The sequence below is a fragment of the Herminiimonas fonticola genome (assembly GCF_040395855.1).
Lineage (GTDB): Bacteria > Pseudomonadota > Gammaproteobacteria > Burkholderiales > Burkholderiaceae_D > Oxalicibacterium > Oxalicibacterium fonticola_A.
This window is the reverse complement of the sequence record NZ_JBEBPO010000035.1, coordinates 1-23,361: the sequence shown is the minus strand read 5'-3', so window position 1 is coordinate 23,361 and position 23,361 is coordinate 1. Positions and strand designations below refer to the sequence as shown.

The window sequence follows — 23,361 nt, the reverse complement described above, 5'->3', positions numbered from 1 at the left end:
GGTATTTTTTCCAGATGCCTGTGCATGTTTTCTATCATCACGATGGCGGCATCGACCATCGCGCCAACGGCGATGGCAATTCCGCCCAGCGACATGATGTTGGCGGATACGCCTTGCAGGCGCATGATCCAGAGCGCGACCAGAATGCCAATCGGCAAGGTCACGATGGCGACCAGCGACGAGCGGAAATGAAACAGGAAAATGCCGCAGATCAGCGCGACCGCGAGCGACTCTTCCAGCAATTTGTCGCGCAGCGTGTGCACGGCGCGCTCGATCAGGCCGGAACGGTCGTAGGTCGGCACGATCTCGACGCCGGGCGGCAAGCCTTTCTTCAATTCTTCCAGCCGTGCCTTGACGCCGCGTATGGTGGTGAGTGCATTTTCACCATGCCGCATCACCACGATGCCGCCGGTGACTTCGCCCTTGCCGTCGAGTTCGGCAATACCGCGTCGTGGCTGCGGGCCGACCGTGAGATTGGCGATCTGCTTCAGGCGTATGACGTTGCCGGCGCTATCGGTCATGACCGGAATGTCGTCGAAGTCGGCCGTGCTGCGCAGATAACCGTTGGAACGCACCAGATATTCGGCGCGCGCCATTTCAAACGCGGCACCACCGCTGGACTGATTGCTGTTTTTAACCGCTTGCGCCACCTGCCCCAGATCGAGATTGTGCGCGGCCAGCCTGACCGGATCGACATCGACCTGGAACTGACGCGCCATGCCGCCCAGACTGGCGACTTCGGCCACGCCGGGTACGCTTTGCAATTCCAGTTTCAGATAAAAATCCTGCAGCGCGCGCAGCTTCTCGACCGGCGTACGGCCGCTGCGGTCCAGCAGCGCGTATTCATACACCCAGCCGACGCCGGAGGCATCCGGCCCCAGCGTCGGCTGCGCACCGGCCGGCAGGCGACCGGCAACCTGACTCAGGTTTTCGAGTATGCGCGAGCGCGCCCAGTAGATGTCGGTGCCATCCTTGAAGATCACATAGACATACGATTCGCCGAACATCGAAAAGCCGCGTACCGCCTTGGTGCCCGGCACCGACAGCAGCGATGCGGCCAGCGGATACGTCACCTGGTCTTCGACGAATTGCGGCGCCTGTCCGGGGAAATCGGTTTTCACGATCACCTGCACATCGGACAAATCCGGCAGCGCATCGAGCGCCAGGCGCGACAGCGATTCAATACCCACCACAATCAGAATCAGGCTCGCAACCAGCACGACCAGCCGGTTGCGTATCGACCACGCTATCGTACGTGCGATCACGGGTGCGCGTGGGCGTGAGATGGCTTGGGTGTGGTGCTGCAGATTTCCATGGCCGGTATTGCCTTGGCCATCTTGATATCCGCTACCCGTTCAATTTCTGCCGGCGCCGCCGAGAGGCGGTTTTGCATCGCATGCATCGAAGAGGCGGCATCCAGCAGGAACTGGCCATTGACCGCAATGCGGTCGCCGGCTTTCAGGCCGGAACGTATTTCAACCATGTGTTCATCTTCAAGTCCGATGGCAACCGCAGCACTGCGGAAATGGCCGTCGCCTTCACTGACGACGACAAACTCGCCATGCCCGGTACGTATCACTGCATCGCGCGGCACGCTCACTGCACGGTGCGCGGCGGATTTGATGGTGGCTTTCGCATAGGCGCCAGGCAGAAATGCCTCGCCGGCATTCGACAGCGGCAGGCGCAGTTTTGCCGTTCTGCTGGCCGGATCGATTTGCAGCGTCGCCAGATTGATGCGTGCCGTACGCTGCACGGCATTGTCGAGGCCGGAGGTGAGGACAATTTCGTCGCCATTCCTGAGCCAGCTGATCTGGTCGGGAAACAGGTTTACTTCTGCCCATGCCCTGCTGTTGTCGTTGTACACCATCAGCGTCTGCATGGGATTGATGTAACTGCCTTCGCGTGCAGAAATCGCCGTCACGATGCCGCTTTGCGTGGCGCGTATCGGCATCACTTCCGGCACCCGGCGACCTTTTTCCAGCAACTCCAGTTCATCGGGCGGAATATCGGCGGCCAGCAGGCGATCGCGTGCGCGGAAACGTTCTTTTGCCAGGCTTCCCATCATGGCGGCATTCGGCCCCAGCATATCCATGTCCTTGCTTTTTTCCTGCATGGCATCGCGCCGCGTCAGCAAATCGACATATTCACGCTGGCGCTGCTGCAGTTCGGGCGAATAAATTTCATACAGCACCTGGCCCTTGCGCACCTGCTGACCCACGCCCTGTATATGCCAGCGCTTGATCCATCCCTCCACTTTGGAGTTGACAGAAACAGTGCGACTTTCATCCGGTGAAATGGTCGCGAAGGTATTGATGGCGCGATGCATGTCGTTGACTGCAACGGTTTCCATCTGCACGCCCATGCGGTGCTGGGTCTGCATATCGACATGCACCAGATCGCTGTGTTTGGTGGTGCCGCCATTCGCCACCTTGACCAGGTGCATGCCGCAAATCGGGCAACTGCCCGGATGGTCCTGCACGACATCGGCGTGCATCGGGCAGACGTACCTGGTGGCAGCGGCCGCCGGACGCGCCAGCGGATTCTGCGCAGTACCGGCGGAAGCGATTTTGAGAACGTGGTCAACCGGCATGATGCGGGTTGCGGCATAGCCGAGTGCGGTAGCGCTCACCGCCGTGATACCGATGCCTAGCAACAGTCGTCGTTGGATACGCATAATAAGCTCACTGAATTAGGTAGTACCGCCGAAGCGGTATCTGAAAAAATGGAAGGTCGCCGACCTTCCATTTTCTGTATTAACGAACCAGGATGTTTTCGCCCCGGCCCATTTTTGGATCTGCATCTTTGGTGAATTGCAGAATCGCGATACCGCCTGTCAGGGCCTGACGCATCGAGTGTGTTACCAGCGCATTGGCGCCTTCAATCGGCGAGATGATGTCGAACGAAGCGGCATCACCAGGCCCGACGACGTAGGTTTGCATGCCCGTCATGGCGTTCTTCGGATTACCGCTCGGATAGACCTTGTCCCAGATGCCTGCAATCGGATGGAACGATGAAGTTTCATTCGGGCCGGCATTGATGAAGTAGATGCGGACACGTTCACCTGGCTTGGCCTGCAGCATGCGGGTCGCTGCCGGATCGTGCACCGGGTCGTACTTGAAGATGCCGCCATTGAACATCACGTTGGTCCATTTGTTGGCCATCATCTCGTCCTGGCTATCCGGATTTGCATACAGCTCGGACTGGATCAGCACATATTCACGATCGGCTTTCGGCATGGCTTTCGGATCTTTTGGATCGACGATGATGGCGCCATACATGCCGCGCGCAATATGCTGAATCATCGGGTCGGAACCGCAGTGATAAAAGAAGATGCCGGGGTGCTCGGCCTTGAACGTGAAGGTGCCTTTTTCACCAGGCTTGACCGATTCAAAATCCTTGAGGATGTCGAACTGGCCGGCATGCATATCCATCGAATGGGAATTCTTGTTGTTCTTGTCGTTGAACAGCGTGAATTCAACCACATCGCCTTCCGTCACATGCACCACCGGGCCGGGAACCTGGCCCTCGAAAGTCCAGCTGCGATACATCGTGCCCTTGTTATCGATCGGCGTATTGACTTCCTTCGCAGTCATCGTGACTTGCACCGTCTTTGCCTGGACGGCCACGCTGGACAGCATTGCTGCGGCCATCGAGACTGCCAGCAGCAGAGTTTTTTTCTTCATTGCTTACCCCTCTTGTTAAAATTTATTGGACGCCTGTTTTACTGACAAAGCGCAGGTAACTCACCATTTCCTTGATTTGATCGTCGTCTAAGACTCCTCCCCATTTCGGCATAAGAACTGATTTGCTCACTGACAGGCCGCCTTCCTTGATGGCCTTGAACAGCGTGTCGTCGGGCGTATCGCCCATGGCTTTGCTGTCGGTGTGATCACGCGGCTTGACCGACATGTGCTTGCTGTTGATGCCGTTGCCGTCACGGTTGATGCCATGACACTGCACGCAGTACGTGTTGTAAACCTTGATTGATTTGGCGTACTGCTCCTGCGCCTGTACACCGCCGGACAGCAGCCCCAGCGTTCCGGTCAGCAAAGCCAGCCTGATGAAATTTTGATAGCGCATCATTTCTTCTCCGCGGATTTCAGAGTCAACATATAGCCGGTCAGCTTTTGCAGATCGGCCGGATTCAGATCCAGTTTCGGCATCCATACATGGGCATCGAATGCTTGCGGATCCTTGATGTACGCCAGCATGTAATCCGGCTGCAGCCGATCACCGGCCGTAAACAATTCAGGCCCGGATGCGACGCCGGCATCCGGTTTGGCGGAATGGCAGGATGTACAACCGCGCAGCTTGGAGAACAGCATCGCGACAAACGATGCATTGACAGGCTCGTTCTTGAACACGCCTTTTTCGATCAGGCCATCGGGTGCCTTCAGCGCCATCAAGGCCTCGGTCGCCTGCCCTGCTTCTTCCTTCGACAGCTTCAGATGCGCGGACAATTGGCTGGTGTCGATCACATCCGTATCTCCCTTGTTGCCCTTTACGACTTTCGAGTACATCACGCCACCGGGACGGATGACGGTCGGGTTCTGCAGCCAGTTTTCCATCCATTCGCGATTGAACTTGCTGCCGGCAAAATACAGATCCGGCCCCTTGCGTTCCCAAAGCCGCTGCAGCGATGTGTTGTCAGGTTTGGTCACGGCGTGGCAGGCAATGCATTGCTTGTTGAGCAGCTCCTGACCGGGGCCGGCCCAGGAAGCCAGCGACGCCGTACCCAGCGCCAGCATTCCCATGACATGTATTAGCTTCATTTTTGCTCCTTGTTTATTGAATTGCCTGACCTTTGAATACGTCGTTGGTATAAATACCGGGACCTTTTTTCAACGACTCTTCATAGTAGAAATTCGGTGTGAATTTTTTGCCTTTCCACTCGTACCAGTTCTCGTCATTCCTGATCTCGTCGTATTCGATGGTGGTCATGATTCCGCCCATGGGCCGGTCGCCATTCATCGTGTGCGTATCGACGTGGTCGTGGATCATCCAGCGGCCCGGATTGTCGGCAGTGAAGATCACGTCATAGCGTTCGCCGGGACCGACCAGCACGGTATCGCCACGAATCGGATTGACCAGCGGGAAGCCATCCTTGAATGCAATGATCGAGACATGGCCGTGCATGTGGATGCTGTGCACCAGGTCGCCGGCGCCAATCAGACGCAGACGGACGACATCGCCTTTCTTGACGCGGATAGGCTGGGTGTCCGGATAGGATTTGCCGTTGATCGTGAAGTAGTCGTAGCTGTCGCCGGGTATGCCGCCGAAGCCAGGCTTGGCTGCCCATTTGGAATCCCAGTCGGACAGCATCAGCACGTATTCCTTCGTCACTGTTTTTTCCAGTGCGGTCGGCTTTTTGGGACGCACGATAAATGGCCCCCACATGCCGCGCAGCGTGACGTGTTCATTGACGTTGACGTGGCAGTGGTACCACATGGTGCCCGACGGTTCGGCAATGAATTTGTAGGTGAAGCTGTCGCCCGGCTTGATCGCGTCTTGCGTCACGCCAGGTACGCCGTCATTTTTCCAGGTGCCGCGTTGCAGCATGCCGTGCCAGTGAATGGTGTGAGGCAAGGCGGTCATATTGTTGACGTTGACCGTAATTTCATCGCCTTCATCGACATAGAACAGCGGACCCGGAACCTGGCCTGCATACGCAAACGTGTGGAACTGCTGCTTTTCCACCAGAGTGATGCGCGTGTCTTCGATATTCATCTCGAAATCCCGCTTCGCTGCAAGCGCGTCGACAGCTGCCAGCGCACTCGCAAACAGCAGCCCTCCCAATACGACCGCCCTGCCCAAATCCCGCCCCCAAAATTTCATACATGCTCCGTCTGATTGGATAAATAGGCATTTAATATGCATATTTAAATTCAAAAAAAATGCACTTAATTCAATGCAATTCAAATAATAGGTATTTAAGATGCATATTTAAGATTTAAAAAAATGGCCAGATCTCCCGGGCCTCTTTTAAACATGCATATCCTATCCAGCTTTAAATTGGATTGCAATAAAAAACATGAAAAGCATGTCGCCAAAAAGGTTATGCCGATGGAAGAGCACACATAAAAACTGCCCGCTGCAGGAGCGAAATCCTGCAGAAACAGGGATGTTTAACCTGCGCTCGGCAGCGTGGTAAATATGTTGAAAGAGGTGTTGAAAGAACGCCCACGACAATCAACCAACTATGCACATCGATGTGTCACAGGCAAAAAAAAAAGGGCTCCCGAAGGAGCCCTGAAAATTGAGACCGAATTAAGTGCTGATGCTGTTAGGCATGCGCTGCTGCAGCGTTACCGCCTGCTGCCGTTTCTTTCGCCAGGAGATCCTTGGAGAATTTAACGTGCTTGGCGAGTGCCGGACGCAATGCAACGATAGCCAGAACTGCAGCGGTCAGATCCATACATGCAACGGTGTACAGAACGGTAGACCAGGTGCCGGTTGCTTCCATCATCAGGTTACCAACTGGTACGAACAGAGCGCCGATACCTTTTGCGGTGTACAGCACGCCGTAGATCTTGCCGATGTGCTTGGAACCGAATGCATCGCCAGCCAGAGCCGAGAACAGTGAGTACACTTCGCCCCATGCCAGGAACACAACGCCGGACAAGATCAGGAATGCCCATGGGTTATGACCGAAGTAGCCCAGAGCGATAATGCCGAAGCCTTCCAGGGTGAACGCGATGACCATGGTTTTTTCACGGCCGATGTTGTCCGAGATCCAGCCAAACAATGGACGCGAGATACCGTTCATGATGCGATCGAGCATCAGTGCCAATGGCAATGCTGCCATCACAAAGAAGTGCAGATCGACCTGGAATTCTTTCACGCCCAGATCTTGTGCGATCACGCCGAGTTGAGCAACAGCCATCATGCCGCCGGTAACAACCAGAATGAACATCGTGAACATCAGCCAGAACAGCTTGGTGCTCAATGCTTCTTTCAGGGTGTAATCGCGAGTTGCCTGCAGCAGTTTTTGCGATGCAGGAACCTGGCCTTTAGCAGGCGAACGCAGGAACCATGCTGCGACGAATGCCAGACCACCTTGCAACAGACCGAAGAACAGGAAGGTTTCCTGGAAGCCAGCCGACTCGATCATTGCCGCGATAGGCAGAATCGTTGCAGCGGAACCAGCACCGTAACCACCAGCGGTCAAGCCAACTGCCAGACCACGACGGTCCGGGAACCATTTCAACGCGTTGTTGATACAGGTTGCGTAGATCGAACCGACACCGATACCACCCAGCGCTGCGCCGAAGTAGAAACCGCCGAGGGTGGTTGCCTGGGAATTGACAACCCATGCGAAACCGATGAAGACGGCGCCGAAAGCGACCATCAGGCGTGGGCCGAGCTTATCGATGAAGTAACCTTCAATCGGCGCGAGCCATGTTTGAACCAGAACGAAGATCGTGAATGCGATCTGGATTTCTGCACGTGCCCAGCCGAACGTACCTTGAATTTCAGGTACGAACAGAGTCCACGCGTATTGAATGTTTGCCGTTGCGATCATACAGACCACACCGACTACGAGCTGCCACCAGCGTGTGCTGCTGGATGTACCGCCCGACAGTGTTTGAGTTGCTGCGTTCATGTTGTTCCTCATGTCCATTGACTGTTTTGGTTAATGTGCAAATCAGTCAATGCTTGGATTGAATATTTACCTGCGCCAAAAGCACAGGCCACTCTCAAGGTTTGCTAAAAGGCAGCCATATACATGGTCCGGTCGATCGCCGTTCCGCCTTCCGCCTTGGCAATTCAGATGCGAATCGCCACAACGGTGGTGTAGTTCGGTCCTACACCCTCTTTGGTAAAAAACCCATTCATTCGAGCAGATCGCTCAAACCTCGCCAGGATTCATTCACCCGATTTTCCGATCGCTAGCGCGTCTCGGTCGCCGCTTTGAAGCGGACGTGAAAATCGTATGAATCGAGGAAGACAAGAAAAACAGCGGGTAGCCATTTATCTCAGAATAAGGTTAGATAGCCGTTAAGATTTCGTGACAATACGGACTTGCTCTTTAGCGATCAATACGTACTTTTACGTAGCTTTCCTACGTGTTTACACGTAGTTTCCAGCAGAGAAAAATCACGACGTGATATATCTGGCGGAAATATGAGACATCATTTTCACGCATGCAAAAAAACGTAATCTCGCAGCCCGCTTGGCGTTTGGGCGCACGCATGAAAATGAAATGGCGGTATGTTGAACAGATCTTGTCGCGCAAATACTGCCGCGACAACAGCAGAATTATTGTTAACTTATTTTCGTCAGCGGGGTTTTTCGTTAACACTATTCTCACAAGGGTATTGCTTATTTTGCGAGTGCTTTTTGTGCGCGATATCTGGCCGAGCGCTTCGGCATCAGCATCGATCCATTGCAAGCCGATGCGCCGCAATAGCATGCAAATGCGCGCTTGACTGCCGGCGTATGGCGCTCTTCGTAGATCAGCGCATAGTCGTAACTCAATTCCTCGCCGGCTTCGATTTCCTGCAGCGCATAAATGTAGACGCGCCCGTCGTCATGCTCCATGGCTTCACAGTTGGGTTCGCATGAGTGGTTGATGAAACGCGCAGCGTTGCCGTCCTTGCCGCCATCGATGATGCGGCCGTCATTCAGGCTGAAGAAATAGGTATGGTTAAGCGGACCTTTCGCATCCGCCCTGTCCAGTGCCTGCTCCCATTGAATCCGCTCACCCTGATATTCGACGATGCAGGTGCCGGGTGCAATCGTGCTGCGGGCAAAAATGCCGGTGCCGTGGATGGTCGAGGTTTTGACTATATAGAGCGGTGCAGGCGCATCGTCGATAGCGCAAGCGAGTGAGGTATTCAATTTGATTCGATTTCGTGTTGGAGTGCAGACAGGAATTTTACCGGAAGAGATAGAAGCAGATAAAAATACGCACCGCGAATCCCGGTCGCAGGCAACAGCAAGAAATATCCGTACAGAATCCCGCAACGGATGTTTACATCAACGCATGCATGGAATCAAAACGTCGCTGGCGAATTGACCCATAAAACGCGTGCGACATCCTTGCCGACATTGCTGTAGCCGTGCGGCAGATTGCTTGGAAAGGTAAACGCATCGCCAGGGCCTAGGGTGTAGCACTCTGCGCCAAGGCGCAGCTCCAGCGTGCCTTCCAGTACATAGCCGACCTCTTCGCCCACATGTTCGATCTGGCCGTCGCTGGCGGTACCGGGAGCGACGATATGTATATTTGCCTGCAATAATCCGCCGCGCGTCGGCAGCACCAGACGCTCGAGCGAGATGCCGCCGGTCTTGATCACCGGACGCTCACCCGCACGCAGAACCGGACCAACTGCCGGACTGTCTTCCGACATCAGGCTGGAAATATTTGTCTCCAGCGCCGTTGCCAGCCGGTGCAGCATGGCCAGCGACGGTGTGGCGCTGCCGCGCTCGATTTTGGAAATCAGGCTTTCCGAACATGCAGCCTTCTGCGCCAGTTGCAGCAGGGTCAGACCGGCAACCAGTCTGGCATGGCGGAGGTGCAAGCCGAGGCCAGCCGTCGGCGATTTTTTTTCAAGCTGATCTGCCCCTGGAGCGGGGACACGTTTGCTATTCAATTGGTAATCCGCATGTCATGTCTGAATTGGAAAATATCACCGGCTGGCTAATTCGACTACCGTGTATGCCAGCGCCTGTGCGCCTAACAGCAATTCTTCGGGTGCAGTTTCTTCAGCAGCATTGTGACTGATTCCCCCTTTGCTTGGCACAAATATCATCGCCGTCGGACAGTAATCTGCCAGGTACATCGCGTCGTGGAAAGCACCCGATGTCAGATGCAGCGGTGCAGCACGCTGCGCCTGCGCGCTGGCGCGAGTGCAGGCGCGTTCGATCAAGCTCAGCATGGATTCCGGAAAGTGCGTAGGCGCACGCGAGAAAAAACATTCGACAGTGATGCTGCCGCGCCACGGAAAATCGGCCGTCGCACTATGCAGCAGTTGCTCAAAACGATCCAGCACGCTCGCGTCGACGCACCGCATATCAATCGTGAATTCCACCGTACCGGGAATCGTGTTGACCGAATTCGGCCCAACCTGCCAGCGACCCAGGGTCAAGCGCACATTGCTGGCCGCCTCTTTCGCTGCATGCGCATAGAGTTGCTGGGCGATACCGACTGCCGCCGCCATCGCATCGCTGCGTTCATCCATAGGCGTGGTGCCTGCATGCGCCGCCATGCCGGTACATACGACGCGAAACCAGCGCACGCTTTGGATACCATCCACTACACCAAGCGCGGCACCGGCACGCTCCAGCACCGGGCCTTGTTCTATATGCAGTTCGACACAGGAATCCAGTGGCCGGCGCGCGGCGCGGCGCGGCACATCGCCAGCTTCGGCCAGGCAGACATCCAGCGCATCGCCGAAACTGATCTGATCCTTATCCAGCACGGCACGATAGGCAGGCAGGCGCTCGGGCTCAACATAAGCACTGGAACCCATCGCGCCGGGGCCGAAGCGGCTGCCCTCTTCATTCGTCCATGCCACCACCTCGATCGCACGGCGGGTGGTAATGCCCGCATCGTTCAGGGCGGCGATGACCTCCAGTCCGGCGATCACGCCGTATGCGCCATCCAGTTTGCCGCCCACCGGCTGCGTATCGGCATGGCTGCCGGTCAGTACCGGCGGCAGGTCGGTGCTGCCGGGGCGACGGAAAAACAGGTTGGCGCACTCGTCGATTTCCACCTCACAACCGAGGCTGCGTGCCAGATCGATCAAGTGGCGACGCGCAGCCAGGTCGACAGGCGTCAAGGTTTCGCGCGCCACACCGCCATCGTCGCGTCCGCCAAATTGCGCCAGGGCGGCAATCGCGTTTTGCAGACGCTCGTTGTTGACATGGTCCTGCGCCTGCTCGGCTGCCTGTGTGGCAGTGGTTTTCTGTATTTGTGCTTGCATCATGCTTTCCTGTTCATTGTTTTTTCGCGAAACTGCGTTCCAGCAAATCGGCTGCCGCCAGTGTTTGTGCATCGCCCCAACGCGGCCCGATCAGCGTGACACCGATCGGCATCCCGCCTGCGCCGGTTCCCAGCGGCACGTGTACGCAGGGGTTGCCCAGCAGCGTCCACATGCGATTGAAAACAGGGTCGCCCGTTGCTTCCAGCCCGGCCGGCGCTTCGCCCTCCGTACTCGGCGCCAGCAAAATATCGACCTCATTGAAAATACCGGTCACTGCGCAACGTGCTGTTGCCGCCAGCTCCTGCGCAGCAAAATACGCAGCGCCGTCTACCGCGCTACCAGCGGCGATAAATTTTTCAAATGCCTTACTGAAGCCGGTCGGACTGGCCTGCGATTCCGGCGCAAAGGCGAGTGCGGCCTCGAATCCCATGATGGTCATCTGCGCCTCGTTCAATCCCTTGCACGCATCCGGCACACTGACATCGCTCAATCTCGCACCGCTTGCTTCCAGCAAACTTGCTGCGCGCTCCAGCACCGTGCGCGTCGCCTGACTGGCGCGATCCCAGTGCGGGGTACGGCAAATACCCAGACGCAGGCGCGCCGGTGCGGCAGCAGGCAATGGCGAGAGCGGCAGATGCGACAAGGTGCTGATGAAAAAAGCGGCATCACCGACACTGCGCGCCAGCACGCCCACCGTATCCAGACTGGGTGACAACGGTTTGATGCCGGCCAGCGGCAGCATGCCGAAAGTCGGCTTGTAACCGACCACGCCGCAGTACGCAGCAGGCCGCACGATGGAGCCCGCCGTTTGCGTACCGAAGGCCACCGGCACCATGCCGCAGGCAACCGCTGCCGCCGAACCGCTGGAAGAACCGCCCGGCGTATGCAGCTGCGGCGTACCGTCCGCCTTGTGTGTGCGGTGCGGATTGCTGGTAGCGCCGGGATGGAAGGTCGCAAATTCGGTGGTGACGGTTTTACCCATGATGACGGCACCAGCGCTGCGGCTGGCGGCGACACAGCTTGCATCCATTTGCGGTTGATGGCCGGCATAGATGGGCGAACCATAGGTGGTCGGCATGTCGGCGGTATCCATCAAATCCTTGACGCCTATAGGTACGCCATGCAGCGCGCCTCCGGGCGTCTGCGCGTCGAGCCGGCGCGCCTGGGCGATGGCTTGCGCCGGCTCGAAATGCTGCCATGCATGCACCGCCGGTTCCATCTCTTCTATGCGTGCGATGCTGGCACGCGTTACGGTTTCGGCCGACACTTCGCGGCGTGCGAGCCGCGCGGCCAGATCCTGCAGCGACAAATCCGGGAAATCGTTCATGGCCGTTTCCCCTTAGCCGAAGTAGGCTGCGCGCACATCGTCGTTGCTGGCCAGCTCTTCTGCCGTACCTTCAGCCATCACACGACCCTGCGACAGCACATAGCCGTAATGCGAAATGGCCAGCGTCTGGCGCGCATTCTGTTCCACCAGCAGCACGGTGATGCCGAGCGCATTGATACGGCGGATCACATTGAAGTTTTCCTTCACGTACAGCGGTGACAAACCCAGCGACGGCTCATCGATCACCAGCAGTTGCGGCTCCGCCATCAGGCCGCGCCCGATCGACACCATGGCCTGCTCGCCGCCCGACATGGTGCCGGCCAGCTGTGTCGCCCGCTCCTTGAGACGCGGGAAAATTTCATATACGCGCGCCAGCCGTTCACGCACGACCGCACTATTGGTGACGAGGAAGGCGCCGAGCGCCAGATTTTCGGCGACGCTCATGCGCGGAAAAACCTTGCGGCCTTCCGGGATGCAGGAGATGCCGCTGGCGATGATCGCATGCGTTTTTTCACCGGCGAGATTGCGCCCGTTCCACAGGATTTCTCCCTGGCGCGGCGGCGTCAGGCCGAGAATCGAGCGTATCAGCGTGCTCTTGCCGGCGCCGTTGGCGCCGAGGATGCAGGTGATCTTGCCGGGCGCGACTTCGATCGAGACGTCGTGCAATACATTCACCTTGTCGTAGCCGGTGGTCAGTCCCTTGACGCTTAAGTTGCTCATTCGTCCTCTCCCAGATAGGCGGTCTGCACATTCGGATCGGCAGTGATTTCCGCGTAAGTACCCTCGGCAATTTTCTTGCCGTAGTTGAAAACGATGCAGCGATCGGTAATGCGCTTGATCACATTCATTTCATGTTCGATCAATACCACGGTCAGATTCGACAGCTTGTTGCGCACTTGCAGGATGTCATCCATCAGCGCTTCCGTTTCATCGTGCGTCATGCCGGCCGACGGTTCATCGAGCAGCAACAGGCGCGGCTCGCTCAACAGTGCGCGACAGACTTCGATGCGACGCCTGTCGATCATGCTGAAGGTCTCCACCGGCTCGAACATGCGCGCCACCAGCGGCGGACTGAAGATATTCAGCAGCGCTTCGACCTTGGCAACATAGGCGTCGTACTCGGCGCGGAAAGCCTTGCGACGGAACAGGTTGAAAAACAGGCCGTGCTGCATGTGCTGGTAATCGCCGATGACGATATTGTCGAACACCGTCAGCGGCAGAGACAGACGCGAACGCTGGAAGGTGCGCGCCACGCCGCTGCGATAGATTTCCTGCGGCGTCTGGCCGATCACTTCACAGCCCTGATACGTGATGCTGCCGCTGCTGGCCTTGTACAAGCCGGTCAGCACATTGAAGAAGGTCGTCTTGCCGGAGCCGTTGGGGCCCAGCAGGCCCAGCACTTCGCCTTCGACGATGTGCAGATTGAGCTGGTCGAGTGCGGTCAGGCCGCCGAAACGCATGGTCAGGTCGCGCGCGCTGACCAGACTGGTGGCAGTCGATACCTCCATGCTTGCTGCATTCATTTCCGTTTCCATGATCGCGCTCATTGCGTCGCCCTCCGGCTAAAGAAAAGACGTGTCTTGCGTGGCAGCAGGCCATCCGGACGGAACAGCAGGATGGCAATCACCAGCGCCGCATACAGCAAGACCCGATATTCCTGAATGAACTGCAGTTTTTCCGGCAGCATCAAGACGATAATCGCTGCAGGAATCAGCCCGATGACATTGCCGAGACCGCCCAGAATCGTGATCGACAGCAGCAACAGCGAATCGGCAAACGTGAAATTGTTCGGCGCGACGAAACCGACCATCATGCCGTACACGCTGCCGGCAACACCGGCGAACAGATTGCCCAGCGTGAAGGCAATCACTTTCCAGCGCACGATATGCAGGCCGAAGGTGGACGCTGCGGTTTCATCGGTGCGTACCACATCCATGCTCAAACCCACCCACGAACGTTCCAGGGCCTTGACCAGCACGAAGACGCAGACAAACAGCAGCAAGCTCAACAGGACGTAGTTGACATAGAACGAGAATTCGACACCGAACAAGGTGAAGTTGTCGTTGAACGCATGGCCGAACAAGGTCATCCCCGGCACTTGCAAACCTTGCGGTCCGCCGAGCACGTCGTTGACTTCCAGGAAGGTTTTGAACAGGATGCCGAACGCGATCGTGACCAGCGCTGCATAGTGACCACGCGTGCGCAACACAGGCCAGATCAGGATCGAACCGATAACCGCCGCCACAATGCCGGCAATGGCGATCGTCACCAGCGATGGCAAGCCGGTATGCGTCGCCAGCACTGCCGTGGTGTAACTGCCGATCCCGAAGAAGGCTGCCCCGGAAAAATTACTCACCCCGGAAAAACCGAATTGCACGGTCAAGCCCATGCAGGCAGTCGCATACAGCAGAACGCCGCCTATCATCAGCAAAACAAAATGGCTGTCGTAAAATGCGGCGACCAGTGCCAGCGCGGCAAGCAGCGACCAGCCACGCGCCAGACCAGGCCGGCTTGCGGCCGCTTCTTCTATGCGCTGCAGCGTGCCGAGTTTTTTCCCCAGCAGGGTCAGCCCCAGGGCCACGATAATCAGCACACCCACCGCCAATTGCGACTCCGCATGCAGGAACAGCCACATGTAGAAACTGATCCCCAGCGTCGCCAGCGTCAGCACCAGCGCTGCTGATTTCTTATTCAATTCAATATCGTTCATATCAGACCCGTTCGCTTGATTTTTCGGCAATCAGCCCGGTTGGTTTCCAGGCCATCAGAATAATGACGACTGCAAATGCGAAGACGTCCTTGTAGGCGCTCGGGATATTCGGGATCAGCGCCGGCAGGGTTGCGCTACCCAATACCTGCAGGCCGGCAAACAGGAAGCCGCCGATGATCGCGCCGTAAATATTGCCCAGGCCGCCGAGAATCGCTGCCGCAAATCCGATCACGCCCAACAGCAAACCGACGTTGAAATTGATCTCGTTGTAATACAGCCCGTTCATCACGCCAGCCAGTGCAGCCATGCCGGAACCAAGTGCAAAAGTCAGCAGCACGACCGCTTCAAAATTGATGCCCATCAGACGTGCCGTTTCACCGTCCTGCGCCACAGCGCGTATCGCCATGCCGAGGCGGGTGCGTGTGATCAGGAAGTGCACACCGGCAATGACGGCCAGACCGCTCAGCAGAAGAATCACATTGTCCGCACGCAAGGCGAAGCCGCCGATATCGATGGAATCGGTCGGCAGCAGGGAAGGAAATGGCTGTGAATTCGAGCCGTCCGGATAGAACAAGCGCACTGCTTCACGCATGACCGTACCCAGCATCAGCGTCGCCAGCAGGGTATTGAGTGCCGGCGCTTTGCGCAGCGGCAGCACCAGCCATTTGGCAATCGCCGCACCCAGCAATCCGGTCACGCATACTGCCGCCAGCACGACTGCCAGCAAGCGTATCCAGGGGGAACCGATGTCCAGCATCAGCACGCCGGTAGACGCCGAAAGGCCGGCAAAAGCGCCAACCATCAAGGTATCGCCATGCGAAAACTTGATGACATCCAGCACACCAAAAAACAGGGTAAAACCGACTGCGACCATGGCGTAAATCATGCCCAGCATCAGCCCGTTGAATACATATTGACCGATTACACTCATCGCTCTCTCCGTTTGACTCCAATCACGCTGCAGGCCGGACGCACGCCCGACCCGCAGCTTCGTGCTACTTCAGATCCGCCTTGTCTGGCAGACGGTTATTTGCCGGATAATTTGCGCTTGCCGCTGGCATAGCTGCTGTCTTCCCAGATCGCCCACTTGCCGTCCTCGACCACATACTTGGTCACCAGCGGCACAATGTTTTGACGGTGATCATCGAAAGTCACCTTGCCTATCAGCGTATCGGCGTCCTTGGTTTTGTTCAGCACATCGCGCACCTTCTTGCGATCCGGGCCAACTTTCTCCACGGCGTCCATGATCAAGTTGGCAGCGGCATAGGAAAACGTGCCATACGCTTCAGGCGGTTCGCTGTACTTTTGCTTTTGATATTGGGCGGTGAAGAACAGGCCGCCAGGGATTTTTTCCCACGGAGCGCCTTCGAGGAAGGCCAGCGATCCTTCGGCCAGTTTCTCGCCCACGCCCTGAATGTATGCGTCGGACTTGATGCCTGAGGTGCCTTCAAACTGTGCCTTGATACCCAGTTTTTCCATCTGCGTACGGATACGCACGCCCAATGGGGTCAGCCCGCCAAAATAGACAACATCAGGCTTCAATTCGCGTATCTTGGTCAGCTCTGTGCTGAAATCCTGCTGATCTGCGGTCACGCCAAATGTGCCCAGTACGGTGGCGCCGTTCTTTTTCAGGAATTCCGAGAAGTATTTGTTATGGCCCTTGCCGTAGTCGGTTGTGTCATGAATGATGGCGAATTTCTTGTAGCCCTGATCCGTCATGAACTTGGCAGCCACTTCGCTTTGATTGATCATCGTGCCGTTGACACGATGGACTTCCTTGAAGTCGTTGCCATACGTGATCTCCGGCAGCACCGCGCCCCACACCACGACCGGCAAACCGAAGCGGTTATATACGGCTACCGTACCCATCGCGACGGCAGAGCAGAAATGCGTGACGCCGGCGATGATGCTTTTATCGGCAGCAATCTTGGTCGCTACCTGCACACCGACATTCGGACGGCATTCATCATCCTGGGACACCAGTTGATAAGTGTATTTTGCTTTCGGATCGGCATTGCGGAGGCGCACTGCCAGATCGGCAGAATTGCGCCCGCCCAAACCGATGGAAGAAGTGCCGCCAGTCAAAGGACCGACAAATGCAATCTTCACGACATCCTTGGCCGAAGCCGGCACCAGCAAGCTCAAGCCCAAGGCCGCACCCAGCGCCGCTGTCTTTAATACAGTATTGATATTGCCCATTTTTTGATCTCCTTCGAGAATAAACCGTCGGTTAAAATTCACGTTACTTGACTGCAAACTTATAAATGTCATTTAGTTCAAGTAACTTGAATATAACTCTGCAACATCCATGCCAACTGGAAAATAAAGAAAATAGATGGAAACTGTGTGATTTTTGGTAATACGCCAGCAACACGGCAGAAAAATGCAAGGAAATGGGGCTGCTCCGCACTGAATGCGGGCGCATGCCGAATAGCCAAACAGCAACGCCAACCATCGAGCAGCCAAAAATCTGCCGCAAGTTCATAATGGCAGCTGTTTTCCTGGTTGTAGAAGATGAAGTCCATCCCCTTTCTTGCCAACATGCGCGCTCGCACTGCCACTGGCATCGGGCTCTCCCTGCTGATACATGCGCTGATCCTGTTCTTTGTCATGGATCGCGCAGAGCTGCGCATGGCGGAAACGGGGGAATCGCCAACCGCGCCGCTGACGGTCAGCCTGATCGCGCAAGCGCCATCGGCCAAGGCACCCGCATCAACGATCACGCCGCCGTCGCAAAAAACAGAGAGTACAAAACCGGCGCAGAAAAAATCCGGCACCGCCAAAACAGAGCAGGCGAAGCGCGCCAAGCCGCCGCCACCGCCCGCACCGAAATCCACGGCGACTGCACTACTGCCGCCCGACATGACCGATATGCTGAACGCCGCACGCGAGCGCCGTCGCGCAGCCGGCATACAGGAACCGGATAACAGCATCAGGCCGCCGGCAGACGACAATGCGGTTGCACGCGCCAATATTGCCGAACTGATGCAACAGCAATCGCGCGGCCGCAATGAATCCGGTGGCGTGTTTCAAATCACTTACAAGGGTGTGCGTAGTGCAGAATTTGTATTTCGTGGCTGGGATTTGCGCCGCCGCACGAATTCACGGCAGCTGATTCTGGTCGATGCAGGACCGAATGTGGATATCGAAACTGCCATCGTGCGCCGGATGATAGAACTGATCCGCCTATACGAGAAAGGCGATTTTCAATGGAACTCGCCACGGATCGGACACGTCGTAACCTTGTCGGCCCGCCCGCAGGACAGTTCGGAACTGGAAGATTTCCTGAAACGGGATTTCTTTACAGTCAGCCGCTGAGTACCACCCGAGCATGCACAGACTAGTGAGTGCGCCTGCTTCGTTCCATCACAAGGAGGCTGTATGCAGCTTGAAGGATCCTGCCATTGCGGTGCCGTGCATTTTTCCCTCCACAGCGCCACCCCTTATCCCTATCAGCGCTGTTACTGCTCGATCTGCCGCAAGACGCAGGGCGGCGGCGGATACGCGATCAATCTGGGCGGTGATGCGGCCAGCCTCAAAGTCAGGGGCGCCGATGAGGTCAGCGTTTATCATGCGAAATTAAAAAATCCGGGTGAACAGCGCACGCATACCAGCACCGCCGCGCGGCATTTTTGCCGGCGTTGCGGCAGCGCCTTGTGGTTGTACGATCCGACATGGCCGGAGCTGGTGCACCCGTTCGCTTCCGCCATCGACACGCCGTTGCCGACGCCACCCGAGCATACGCACCTGATGCTCGAATTCAAGGCGCCGTGGGTTGAGGTCCATGCAGCGAAAAAAGACAAACAGTTCGCTATTTATCCGGAAGAGTCGATTGCTGAATGGCATGAGCGCCTGGGACTGGGCAACCCGGATTGATTACAGAATTGATCAAGACCAATAAAAAAACCGCGACCTTGATCGCGGTTTTTTATTTGAAGCGCAACGCAATCGCGCGGGTTACAGAATCGCCGACACTTCCGGATGCGGAATACTCATCGAGCTGCGGGACAACACCCGCAAGCCGGTATCCAGTCTGTATACCAGCGGCACGCTGTTCGGCACATCGAAGCGCGCCACTTCTTCATCCGGCATATCTTCCAGCAGCTTGACCAGCGCACGCTGGCTGTTGCCATGCGAGGAAATGATCACGTTCTTGTCCTGCCTTAAGGCCGGTGCGATGACTTCATCCCAGAATACGCGTACGCGTTCCACTGTTTCCTTCAGCGATTCGCCAAGCGGCAGATATTCGCGCGGAATGCCCTTATAACGCGGCTCGCGCCACGGTGCACGCGGATCGTCGCCATCCATCAGGGGCGGCTGGCTGTCGAAACCGCGACGCCATTTCCACACTTGTTCTTCGCCGAACCTGGCAAGCATCTCGGCTCGGCTATGTCCGGTCAGGGCGCCGTAATGCCGCTCGTTGAGACGCCAGTGGCTGATGACGGGAATGTACATTGCATCCATTTCGTCCAGCATCAGCCATTGCGAACGGATGGTCCTTTTCAGCATGGAGGTAATCGCAAGGTCGAAACGCAGGCCGGCGCCCGCCAGCGCCCGCCCGGCATTGCGGGCCTGCTGTATGCCGTTTGCAGTCAAGTCGATATCGGTCCAGCCGGTAAAACGGTTTTCCCTGTTCCACTGTGATTCGCCGTGGCGAACGATCACCAGATTACCCATTACTTTTTCTCATGTTGAAGCGACAAAGCATGAAGATTAACTGAGTTTCAAGAATGATGACGTGCAAGATCGAACATTACAGACCAGGAAGTTAATCAAATGACAGCTATTTTTATACATCTTTCACAATTTTTTGACTTATATCCCACAAACATGTGTAGCCAACTCATTTGAATTGGGGCTTAATGACACATCAGTTTTATTTCACCAAAGCAACTTTTTGCGTGCATTTCACCCCTCATCGAGGGCGCAAACTTTTGCATAGAAATATCTCTGGTACCCGGAATTGTCATCAGCTCCAGCCTCATCAGTAATAAGAAAGAACAATGCTTCACTTTTGCCGGCACACGAAGCCGGACGCTGTTTACGTAGGCTTTCGCATACACCAACCAGCATTTAACAGGAGTAGGGATATGTTTAAAAATATGACTGTAGGGACCAAACTGATTTCCAGCTTTTTGGCTTTGTCGATCGCCGGTGCCATCGTTGCCGGTATCGGCATCTACAACATGAGCCGGATCAACGACAAGGCCGGCGACATCTACAACCAGGAATTAATGGGCTTGTCTTACATCAAGGAAGCCAATATCAACCTGCTCTTTATCGGCCGTGCGCGCGGCAATGTCTTGCTGTCGACGACAGAAGAAGAACGCACGCTGAATAAAGAGAACATCAAGAAATATCTCGTATCGGCCAAAGAAAATCTGGCAAAAGCCCAACCGCTTTTCGTCAGTGATAGTGCCAAAGCGCTGTTTGCAAAGTACGCCGCCGTTTCGCAGGATTATGAAAGGGAAATGTGGCAGGCATTGACGCTGGTAGATAAAGAGCCGCTGCAACAACGCAGCGCCGATTTAACTGCCAGTCTGGCGCAAACTCGCGTACACGCAAATACGCTGGACGATGTACTGACAGAATTGTCCAAGCAAAAAGAGGCGCGCGCGGCACAGGCGTATGTAGAAACCGAACAACTGTATGATTCCAGCCGCGCATTCATGGTCTTGCTGGTGATCTTGAGTGCGTTTTCCGGCGTCCTGCTGGGCGTACTGATTACACGCAATTTGAAAGGCCAGTTGGGTGGCGAGCCGAATTATGCAGCCGGCGTTGCGGCGCGCATTGCAGCCGGCGATCTGACCGTCGCCATCGACCTGCGTCCCAAGGATCAAACCAGCATGTTGTTCGCGATGCGCGAAATGCGCGACAGTCTGGCCAACATTGTCAGCCAGGTCAGAACCGGCACCGACACCATCACCACCGCGTCTGGGCAAATTGCTGCCGGCAATCTGGATTTGTCGTCGCGCACGGAAGAACAAGCCAGCGCACTGGAAGAAACTGCTTCTTCGATGGAAGAAATCACCTCCACCGTCAAACAGAACGCAGAAAATTCGCAGCAAGCCAATACACTTGCAGTTAATGCATCCAGCACTGCGGTACGTGGCGGCGCAGTAGTGTCGCAAGTTGTCGATACGATGGAGTCGATTACCGAATCGTCCAGAAAAATCGTGGACATCATCGGCGTCATCGACGGCATCGCATTCCAGACCAATATTCTGGCGCTGAATGCAGCGGTTGAAGCGGCACGTGCCGGCGAACAGGGTCGCGGTTTTGCAGTGGTGGCATCGGAAGTGCGCAACCTGGCACAACGTTCCGCTTCGGCAGCGAAGGAAATCAAGCAGCTGATCGGCGACTCTGTTGAAAAGGTTGATGCTGGCAGCAAACTGGTGGAACAGGCTGGCGCCACGATGAAAGAAATCGTCGACAGCATCCAGCGTGTCACCGACATCATGTCTGACATTACTGCGGCAGGCCGCGAGCAAAGCGCCGGAATTGAACAGGTCAATCAGGCCATCACGCAAATGGATGAGGTAACGCAACAAAATGCCGCCTTGGTAGAAGAAGCGGCTGCGGCATCACAATCGTTGCAGGATCAAGCCACTCATCTTTCTGAAGTAGTCAGCGTGTTCACACTCGACAATGCGCAAATCAAAACAGCGCATGCAGGCAAACCCGTAGCGGCTCGCTCACATGCAAAGGTCAATCCGGCGCCGCGCACGATTACAAACAAAGCCGCACCAGCCGCATCGCAAAAGATCTCGTTCGCAAACGCAGGCAGTAACAGCAACGATTGGACGGAGTTTTAAAACTTTCCCGCTAGCTCTCCGCTGCATCAAAAAGCCCGGCCCTGCCGGGCTTTTTCGGTTTGGCAATTTGCAAACACTCAACGATCGCACCCTGAATACAGGCAAACAGGGAAATCAAATGGAATTTTTGCCTGATGGACTTGTCCATTCAAGGCGTATTACCCCGCATGCGCGCTCAAACAGATAAAATCCATCTTATGCAATTCAGTTATCGCGCCCTGTTCATGCAGGCAGCACTTTTCATGCTCCTTACCGGTTGTGCCGGCCCCAAACCCATCGTCTACACGGAGGAAAAATTCGACTCGGCCGATATCTATACGCGCCGTTTCCCCGTGTCCGCCTACGCTGCCTGCGAAGCGGCGCGACGCGCCTTGCTCAGCCAGGGTTATGTGATCAGCGCCGCCAATGCCAATCAGGTCGATGGCCGCAAAAGTTTTCAGCCGGAAAACGATGTGCACGTACAGATCGCATTTCGCGTGGTGTGTGCGGCGGATAACCTGGGCGACAATATCGCCTCGATTTTTGTGAATGCGCTGGAAGATCGCTATGCGCTGAAAAAGGTCAACAACTCAGCCAGTCTCGGGGTGGGTGCGCTCGGTTCAGTGTCGCTGCCTTTTTCATCGAGCGACGACTCACTGGTCAAGGTCGCCAGTGAAACCATTTCCGCAGAAAAATTCTATGCACGCTTCTACCAGCTGGTAGAACGCTATCTGACCAACGACGCAACGCCGAACACGGAATTGTTTGAACAGCCTCGCTGAAGAAAACCAATCCTTCCAGGCCAACAGAAAAACACACTTGCAGGAAATGCCACCACCCCCTGCATTTGCTTCACGCAGACAGTGCGCTTATTCAGCGGCGGATTCCGTTGAAGGCAACACCGAAGTACGCGCCGCACTGCGCACAAACAGCATTGCCTGCGGCTGTTCGACCAGTACGCATTGCTTGCCCGTGCGTTTGCAATGATCCTGCACCCGCCAGTACGCATCGTGACTGACGCATCCCGTCTGACAAATCACCAGATCGGCGGCGCTCAGACTGGCTTCCAGTGTCGCCTCATCTTCGCCCGCGCGTCCGCCATGATGCATAAAATGGCCGCCCGCCTGCTCGATCGCCTGCTGCGTCGCACTGGCGCCAGACACATCCTGACCAACGCACAGTACCGATTTTTGCCGTAAATCGACCGCTATTGTTTTGTTCGTTGAGGCAGAAACCGACAACGCGGATTTCACGCCCCATTGCCAGCCCAGGCGTTCGCGCATCAAATCCTGCGCATGTGCAGTCAATGTTTCCACCCGATTTGCCAGCGTCACGCGTCTGGGCAAACCGGGAATAGCCTTCTTCAAGGCGGCCAAATCTTCCCGTGCATACGCCAGCGCTGTATCGCGTGCGACCAGCTCGCCCCGCAATCGCACGATCTGCGCCTGCAATTGCTCGATCTGGTCCACCTGCCGCGCCACCAGTTCACTGCAGCGGCTCTGGACGCGACCATACTCGTTGAGCAATACACGGTGCTCGTGCGCGATATCGTTGAAACTGTTGCGGGACTTGCTCATGATTCTGCTCCTTCACCTTGCTCAACCA

General features: G+C 56.2%; 23 protein-coding genes. 4 read left to right on the top strand and 19 right to left on the bottom strand.

Going from position 1 to position 23,361, the window contains the following annotated elements; genetic code table 11:
• From ABWP27_RS06650 to ABWP27_RS06570, 17 genes are all read right to left on the bottom strand, one after another.
• Positions 1-1,265 (bottom strand): efflux RND transporter permease subunit (locus ABWP27_RS06650; RefSeq protein ID WP_353155038.1); only part of this gene is annotated, 1,265 nt, incomplete at its 3' end.
• On the bottom strand, positions 1,262-2,674 hold the full coding sequence (locus tag ABWP27_RS06645) for an efflux RND transporter periplasmic adaptor subunit (protein ID WP_353155036.1): 1,413 nt from the start codon (positions 2,672-2,674) through the stop codon (positions 1,262-1,264). The genes ABWP27_RS06645 and ABWP27_RS06650, both read right to left, overlap by 4 nt.
• A 79-nt stretch (positions 2,675-2,753) precedes the next feature.
• Positions 2,754-3,683: a multicopper oxidase domain-containing protein gene (locus ABWP27_RS06640; protein WP_353155034.1), complete on the bottom strand. Its 930-nt coding sequence runs from the start codon at positions 3,681-3,683 to the stop codon at positions 2,754-2,756.
• 22 nt (positions 3,684-3,705) lie between these two features.
• The gene (locus ABWP27_RS06635) at positions 3,706-4,083 is read right to left on the bottom strand and encodes a c-type cytochrome (RefSeq protein WP_353155032.1); all 378 of its coding nucleotides are present in this window, start codon (positions 4,081-4,083) and stop codon (positions 3,706-3,708) included.
• Positions 4,080-4,772, bottom strand: coding sequence for a c-type cytochrome (locus ABWP27_RS06630; protein ID WP_353155031.1), 693 nt, complete (start codon positions 4,770-4,772; stop codon positions 4,080-4,082). Before ABWP27_RS06630 ends, ABWP27_RS06635 begins: the two co-directional genes overlap by 4 nt.
• Before the next feature lie 13 nt (positions 4,773-4,785).
• On the bottom strand, positions 4,786-5,835 hold the full coding sequence (locus tag ABWP27_RS06625; RefSeq protein WP_353155029.1) for a multicopper oxidase domain-containing protein: 1,050 nt from the start codon (positions 5,833-5,835) through the stop codon (positions 4,786-4,788).
• 448 nt (positions 5,836-6,283) lie between these two features.
• Positions 6,284-7,603: an oxalate/formate MFS antiporter gene (oxlT, locus tag ABWP27_RS06620; protein WP_353155028.1), complete on the bottom strand. Its 1,320-nt coding sequence runs from the start codon at positions 7,601-7,603 to the stop codon at positions 6,284-6,286.
• A gap of 719 nt (positions 7,604-8,322) precedes the next feature.
• A complete protein-coding gene (locus ABWP27_RS06615) occupies positions 8,323-8,841 on the bottom strand; it encodes an SET domain-containing protein (RefSeq protein ID WP_353155026.1) in 519 nt (172 codons plus the stop codon).
• A gap of 155 nt (positions 8,842-8,996) precedes the next feature.
• Entirely contained in the window at positions 8,997-9,593 is a 597-nt protein-coding gene (locus tag ABWP27_RS06610; RefSeq protein ID WP_353155024.1) for a helix-turn-helix domain-containing protein, read from the bottom strand.
• Between the two features lie 36 nt (positions 9,594-9,629).
• Entirely contained in the window at positions 9,630-10,925 is a 1,296-nt protein-coding gene (locus ABWP27_RS06605) for a M20 family metallo-hydrolase (RefSeq protein ID WP_353155023.1), read from the bottom strand.
• 13 nt (positions 10,926-10,938) lie between these two features.
• A complete protein-coding gene (locus ABWP27_RS06600; RefSeq protein ID WP_353155021.1) occupies positions 10,939-12,252 on the bottom strand; it encodes an amidase in 1,314 nt (437 codons plus the stop codon).
• Between the two features lie 12 nt (positions 12,253-12,264).
• Positions 12,265-12,972 (bottom strand): ABC transporter ATP-binding protein, encoded by a 708-nt coding sequence (locus tag ABWP27_RS06595; protein WP_353155019.1) that lies wholly within the window; start codon positions 12,970-12,972, stop codon positions 12,265-12,267.
• Positions 12,969-13,775, bottom strand: coding sequence for an ABC transporter ATP-binding protein (locus ABWP27_RS06590; protein WP_353155040.1), 807 nt, complete (start codon positions 13,773-13,775; stop codon positions 12,969-12,971). The genes ABWP27_RS06595 and ABWP27_RS06590 overlap by 4 nt, the downstream gene beginning before the upstream one ends.
• 20 nt (positions 13,776-13,795) lie before the next feature.
• Positions 13,796-14,962, bottom strand: coding sequence for a branched-chain amino acid ABC transporter permease (locus tag ABWP27_RS06585; protein WP_353155017.1), 1,167 nt, complete (start codon positions 14,960-14,962; stop codon positions 13,796-13,798).
• A 1-nt stretch (position 14,963) separates the two neighbouring features.
• Positions 14,964-15,893: a branched-chain amino acid ABC transporter permease gene (locus ABWP27_RS06580; protein WP_353155015.1), complete on the bottom strand. Its 930-nt coding sequence runs from the start codon at positions 15,891-15,893 to the stop codon at positions 14,964-14,966.
• Positions 15,894-15,988: 95 nt separating this feature from the next.
• Positions 15,989-17,161 (bottom strand): branched-chain amino acid ABC transporter substrate-binding protein, encoded by a 1,173-nt coding sequence (locus ABWP27_RS06575; protein WP_353155014.1) that lies wholly within the window; start codon positions 17,159-17,161, stop codon positions 15,989-15,991.
• Between the two features lie 77 nt (positions 17,162-17,238).
• Positions 17,239-17,487 (bottom strand): hypothetical protein, encoded by a 249-nt coding sequence (locus ABWP27_RS06570; protein ID WP_353155012.1) that lies wholly within the window; start codon positions 17,485-17,487, stop codon positions 17,239-17,241.
• Between ABWP27_RS06570 and ABWP27_RS06565 the strand changes: the two genes are divergently transcribed.
• Together ABWP27_RS06565 and ABWP27_RS06560 are read left to right on the top strand one after the other, a co-directional pair.
• Entirely contained in the window at positions 17,477-18,280 is an 804-nt protein-coding gene (locus tag ABWP27_RS06565) for a hypothetical protein (protein WP_353155010.1), read from the top strand. The genes ABWP27_RS06570 and ABWP27_RS06565 overlap by 11 nt on opposite strands.
• Positions 18,281-18,343: 63 nt before the next feature.
• Entirely contained in the window at positions 18,344-18,838 is a 495-nt protein-coding gene (locus ABWP27_RS06560; RefSeq protein WP_353155008.1) for a GFA family protein, read from the top strand.
• Positions 18,839-18,919: 81 nt separating this feature from the next.
• On the opposite strand, the gene gpmA is transcribed toward ABWP27_RS06560, so the two are convergent.
• Positions 18,920-19,639, bottom strand: a complete 720-nt coding sequence (gene gpmA / locus ABWP27_RS06555; protein ID WP_353155006.1) for a 2,3-diphosphoglycerate-dependent phosphoglycerate mutase — start codon at positions 19,637-19,639, stop codon at positions 18,920-18,922.
• 425 nt (positions 19,640-20,064) lie between these two features.
• On the opposite strand from gpmA, the gene ABWP27_RS06550 reads away from it, so the two are divergent.
• Together ABWP27_RS06550 and ABWP27_RS06545 are read left to right on the top strand one after the other, a co-directional pair.
• On the top strand, positions 20,065-21,777 hold the full coding sequence (locus ABWP27_RS06550) for a methyl-accepting chemotaxis protein (protein ID WP_353155004.1): 1,713 nt from the start codon (positions 20,065-20,067) through the stop codon (positions 21,775-21,777).
• A gap of 197 nt (positions 21,778-21,974) precedes the next feature.
• On the top strand, positions 21,975-22,538 hold the full coding sequence (locus ABWP27_RS06545; RefSeq protein ID WP_353155002.1) for a DUF2242 domain-containing protein: 564 nt from the start codon (positions 21,975-21,977) through the stop codon (positions 22,536-22,538).
• Between the two features lie 87 nt (positions 22,539-22,625).
• Here the strand turns inward: ABWP27_RS06545 and ABWP27_RS06540 are convergent, their stop codons facing one another.
• A complete protein-coding gene (locus ABWP27_RS06540) occupies positions 22,626-23,333 on the bottom strand; it encodes a DUF2325 domain-containing protein (protein ID WP_353155000.1) in 708 nt (235 codons plus the stop codon).
• Between the last annotated feature and the right edge of the window lie 28 nt (positions 23,334-23,361).

Coding starts and splice junctions, on each gene's coding strand:
- ABWP27_RS06645 (WP_353155036.1), bottom strand. CDS start 2,674: ATGCGTATCCAACGACGACTGTTGCTAGGCATCGGTATCACGGCGGTG.
- oxlT (WP_353155028.1), bottom strand. CDS start 7,603: ATGAACGCAGCAACTCAAACACTGTCGGGCGGTACATCCAGCAGCACA.
- ABWP27_RS06580 (WP_353155015.1), bottom strand. CDS start 15,893: ATGAGTGTAATCGGTCAATATGTATTCAACGGGCTGATGCTGGGCATG.
- ABWP27_RS06585 (WP_353155017.1), bottom strand. CDS start 14,962: ATGAACGATATTGAATTGAATAAGAAATCAGCAGCGCTGGTGCTGACG.
- ABWP27_RS06570 (WP_353155012.1), bottom strand. CDS start 17,487: ATGGACTTCATCTTCTACAACCAGGAAAACAGCTGCCATTATGAACTT.
- ABWP27_RS06540 (WP_353155000.1), bottom strand. CDS start 23,333: ATGAGCAAGTCCCGCAACAGTTTCAACGATATCGCGCACGAGCACCGT.
- ABWP27_RS06640 (WP_353155034.1), bottom strand. CDS start 3,683: ATGAAGAAAAAAACTCTGCTGCTGGCAGTCTCGATGGCCGCAGCAATG.
- ABWP27_RS06600 (WP_353155021.1), bottom strand. CDS start 12,252: ATGAACGATTTCCCGGATTTGTCGCTGCAGGATCTGGCCGCGCGGCTC.
- ABWP27_RS06635 (WP_353155032.1), bottom strand. CDS start 4,083: ATGATGCGCTATCAAAATTTCATCAGGCTGGCTTTGCTGACCGGAACG.
- ABWP27_RS06545 (WP_353155002.1), top strand. CDS start 21,975: ATGCAATTCAGTTATCGCGCCCTGTTCATGCAGGCAGCACTTTTCATG.
- ABWP27_RS06595 (WP_353155019.1), bottom strand. CDS start 12,972: ATGAGCAACTTAAGCGTCAAGGGACTGACCACCGGCTACGACAAGGTG.
- ABWP27_RS06550 (WP_353155004.1), top strand. CDS start 20,065: ATGACTGTAGGGACCAAACTGATTTCCAGCTTTTTGGCTTTGTCGATC.
- gpmA (WP_353155006.1), bottom strand. CDS start 19,639: ATGGGTAATCTGGTGATCGTTCGCCACGGCGAATCACAGTGGAACAGG.
- ABWP27_RS06565 (WP_353155010.1), top strand. CDS start 17,477: ATGAAGTCCATCCCCTTTCTTGCCAACATGCGCGCTCGCACTGCCACT.
- ABWP27_RS06575 (WP_353155014.1), bottom strand. CDS start 17,161: ATGGGCAATATCAATACTGTATTAAAGACAGCGGCGCTGGGTGCGGCC.
- ABWP27_RS06630 (WP_353155031.1), bottom strand. CDS start 4,772: ATGAAGCTAATACATGTCATGGGAATGCTGGCGCTGGGTACGGCGTCG.
- ABWP27_RS06560 (WP_353155008.1), top strand. CDS start 18,344: ATGCAGCTTGAAGGATCCTGCCATTGCGGTGCCGTGCATTTTTCCCTC.
- ABWP27_RS06605 (WP_353155023.1), bottom strand. CDS start 10,925: ATGCAAGCACAAATACAGAAAACCACTGCCACACAGGCAGCCGAGCAG.
- ABWP27_RS06590 (WP_353155040.1), bottom strand. CDS start 13,775: ATGAATGCAGCAAGCATGGAGGTATCGACTGCCACCAGTCTGGTCAGC.
- ABWP27_RS06625 (WP_353155029.1), bottom strand. CDS start 5,835: ATGAAATTTTGGGGGCGGGATTTGGGCAGGGCGGTCGTATTGGGAGGG.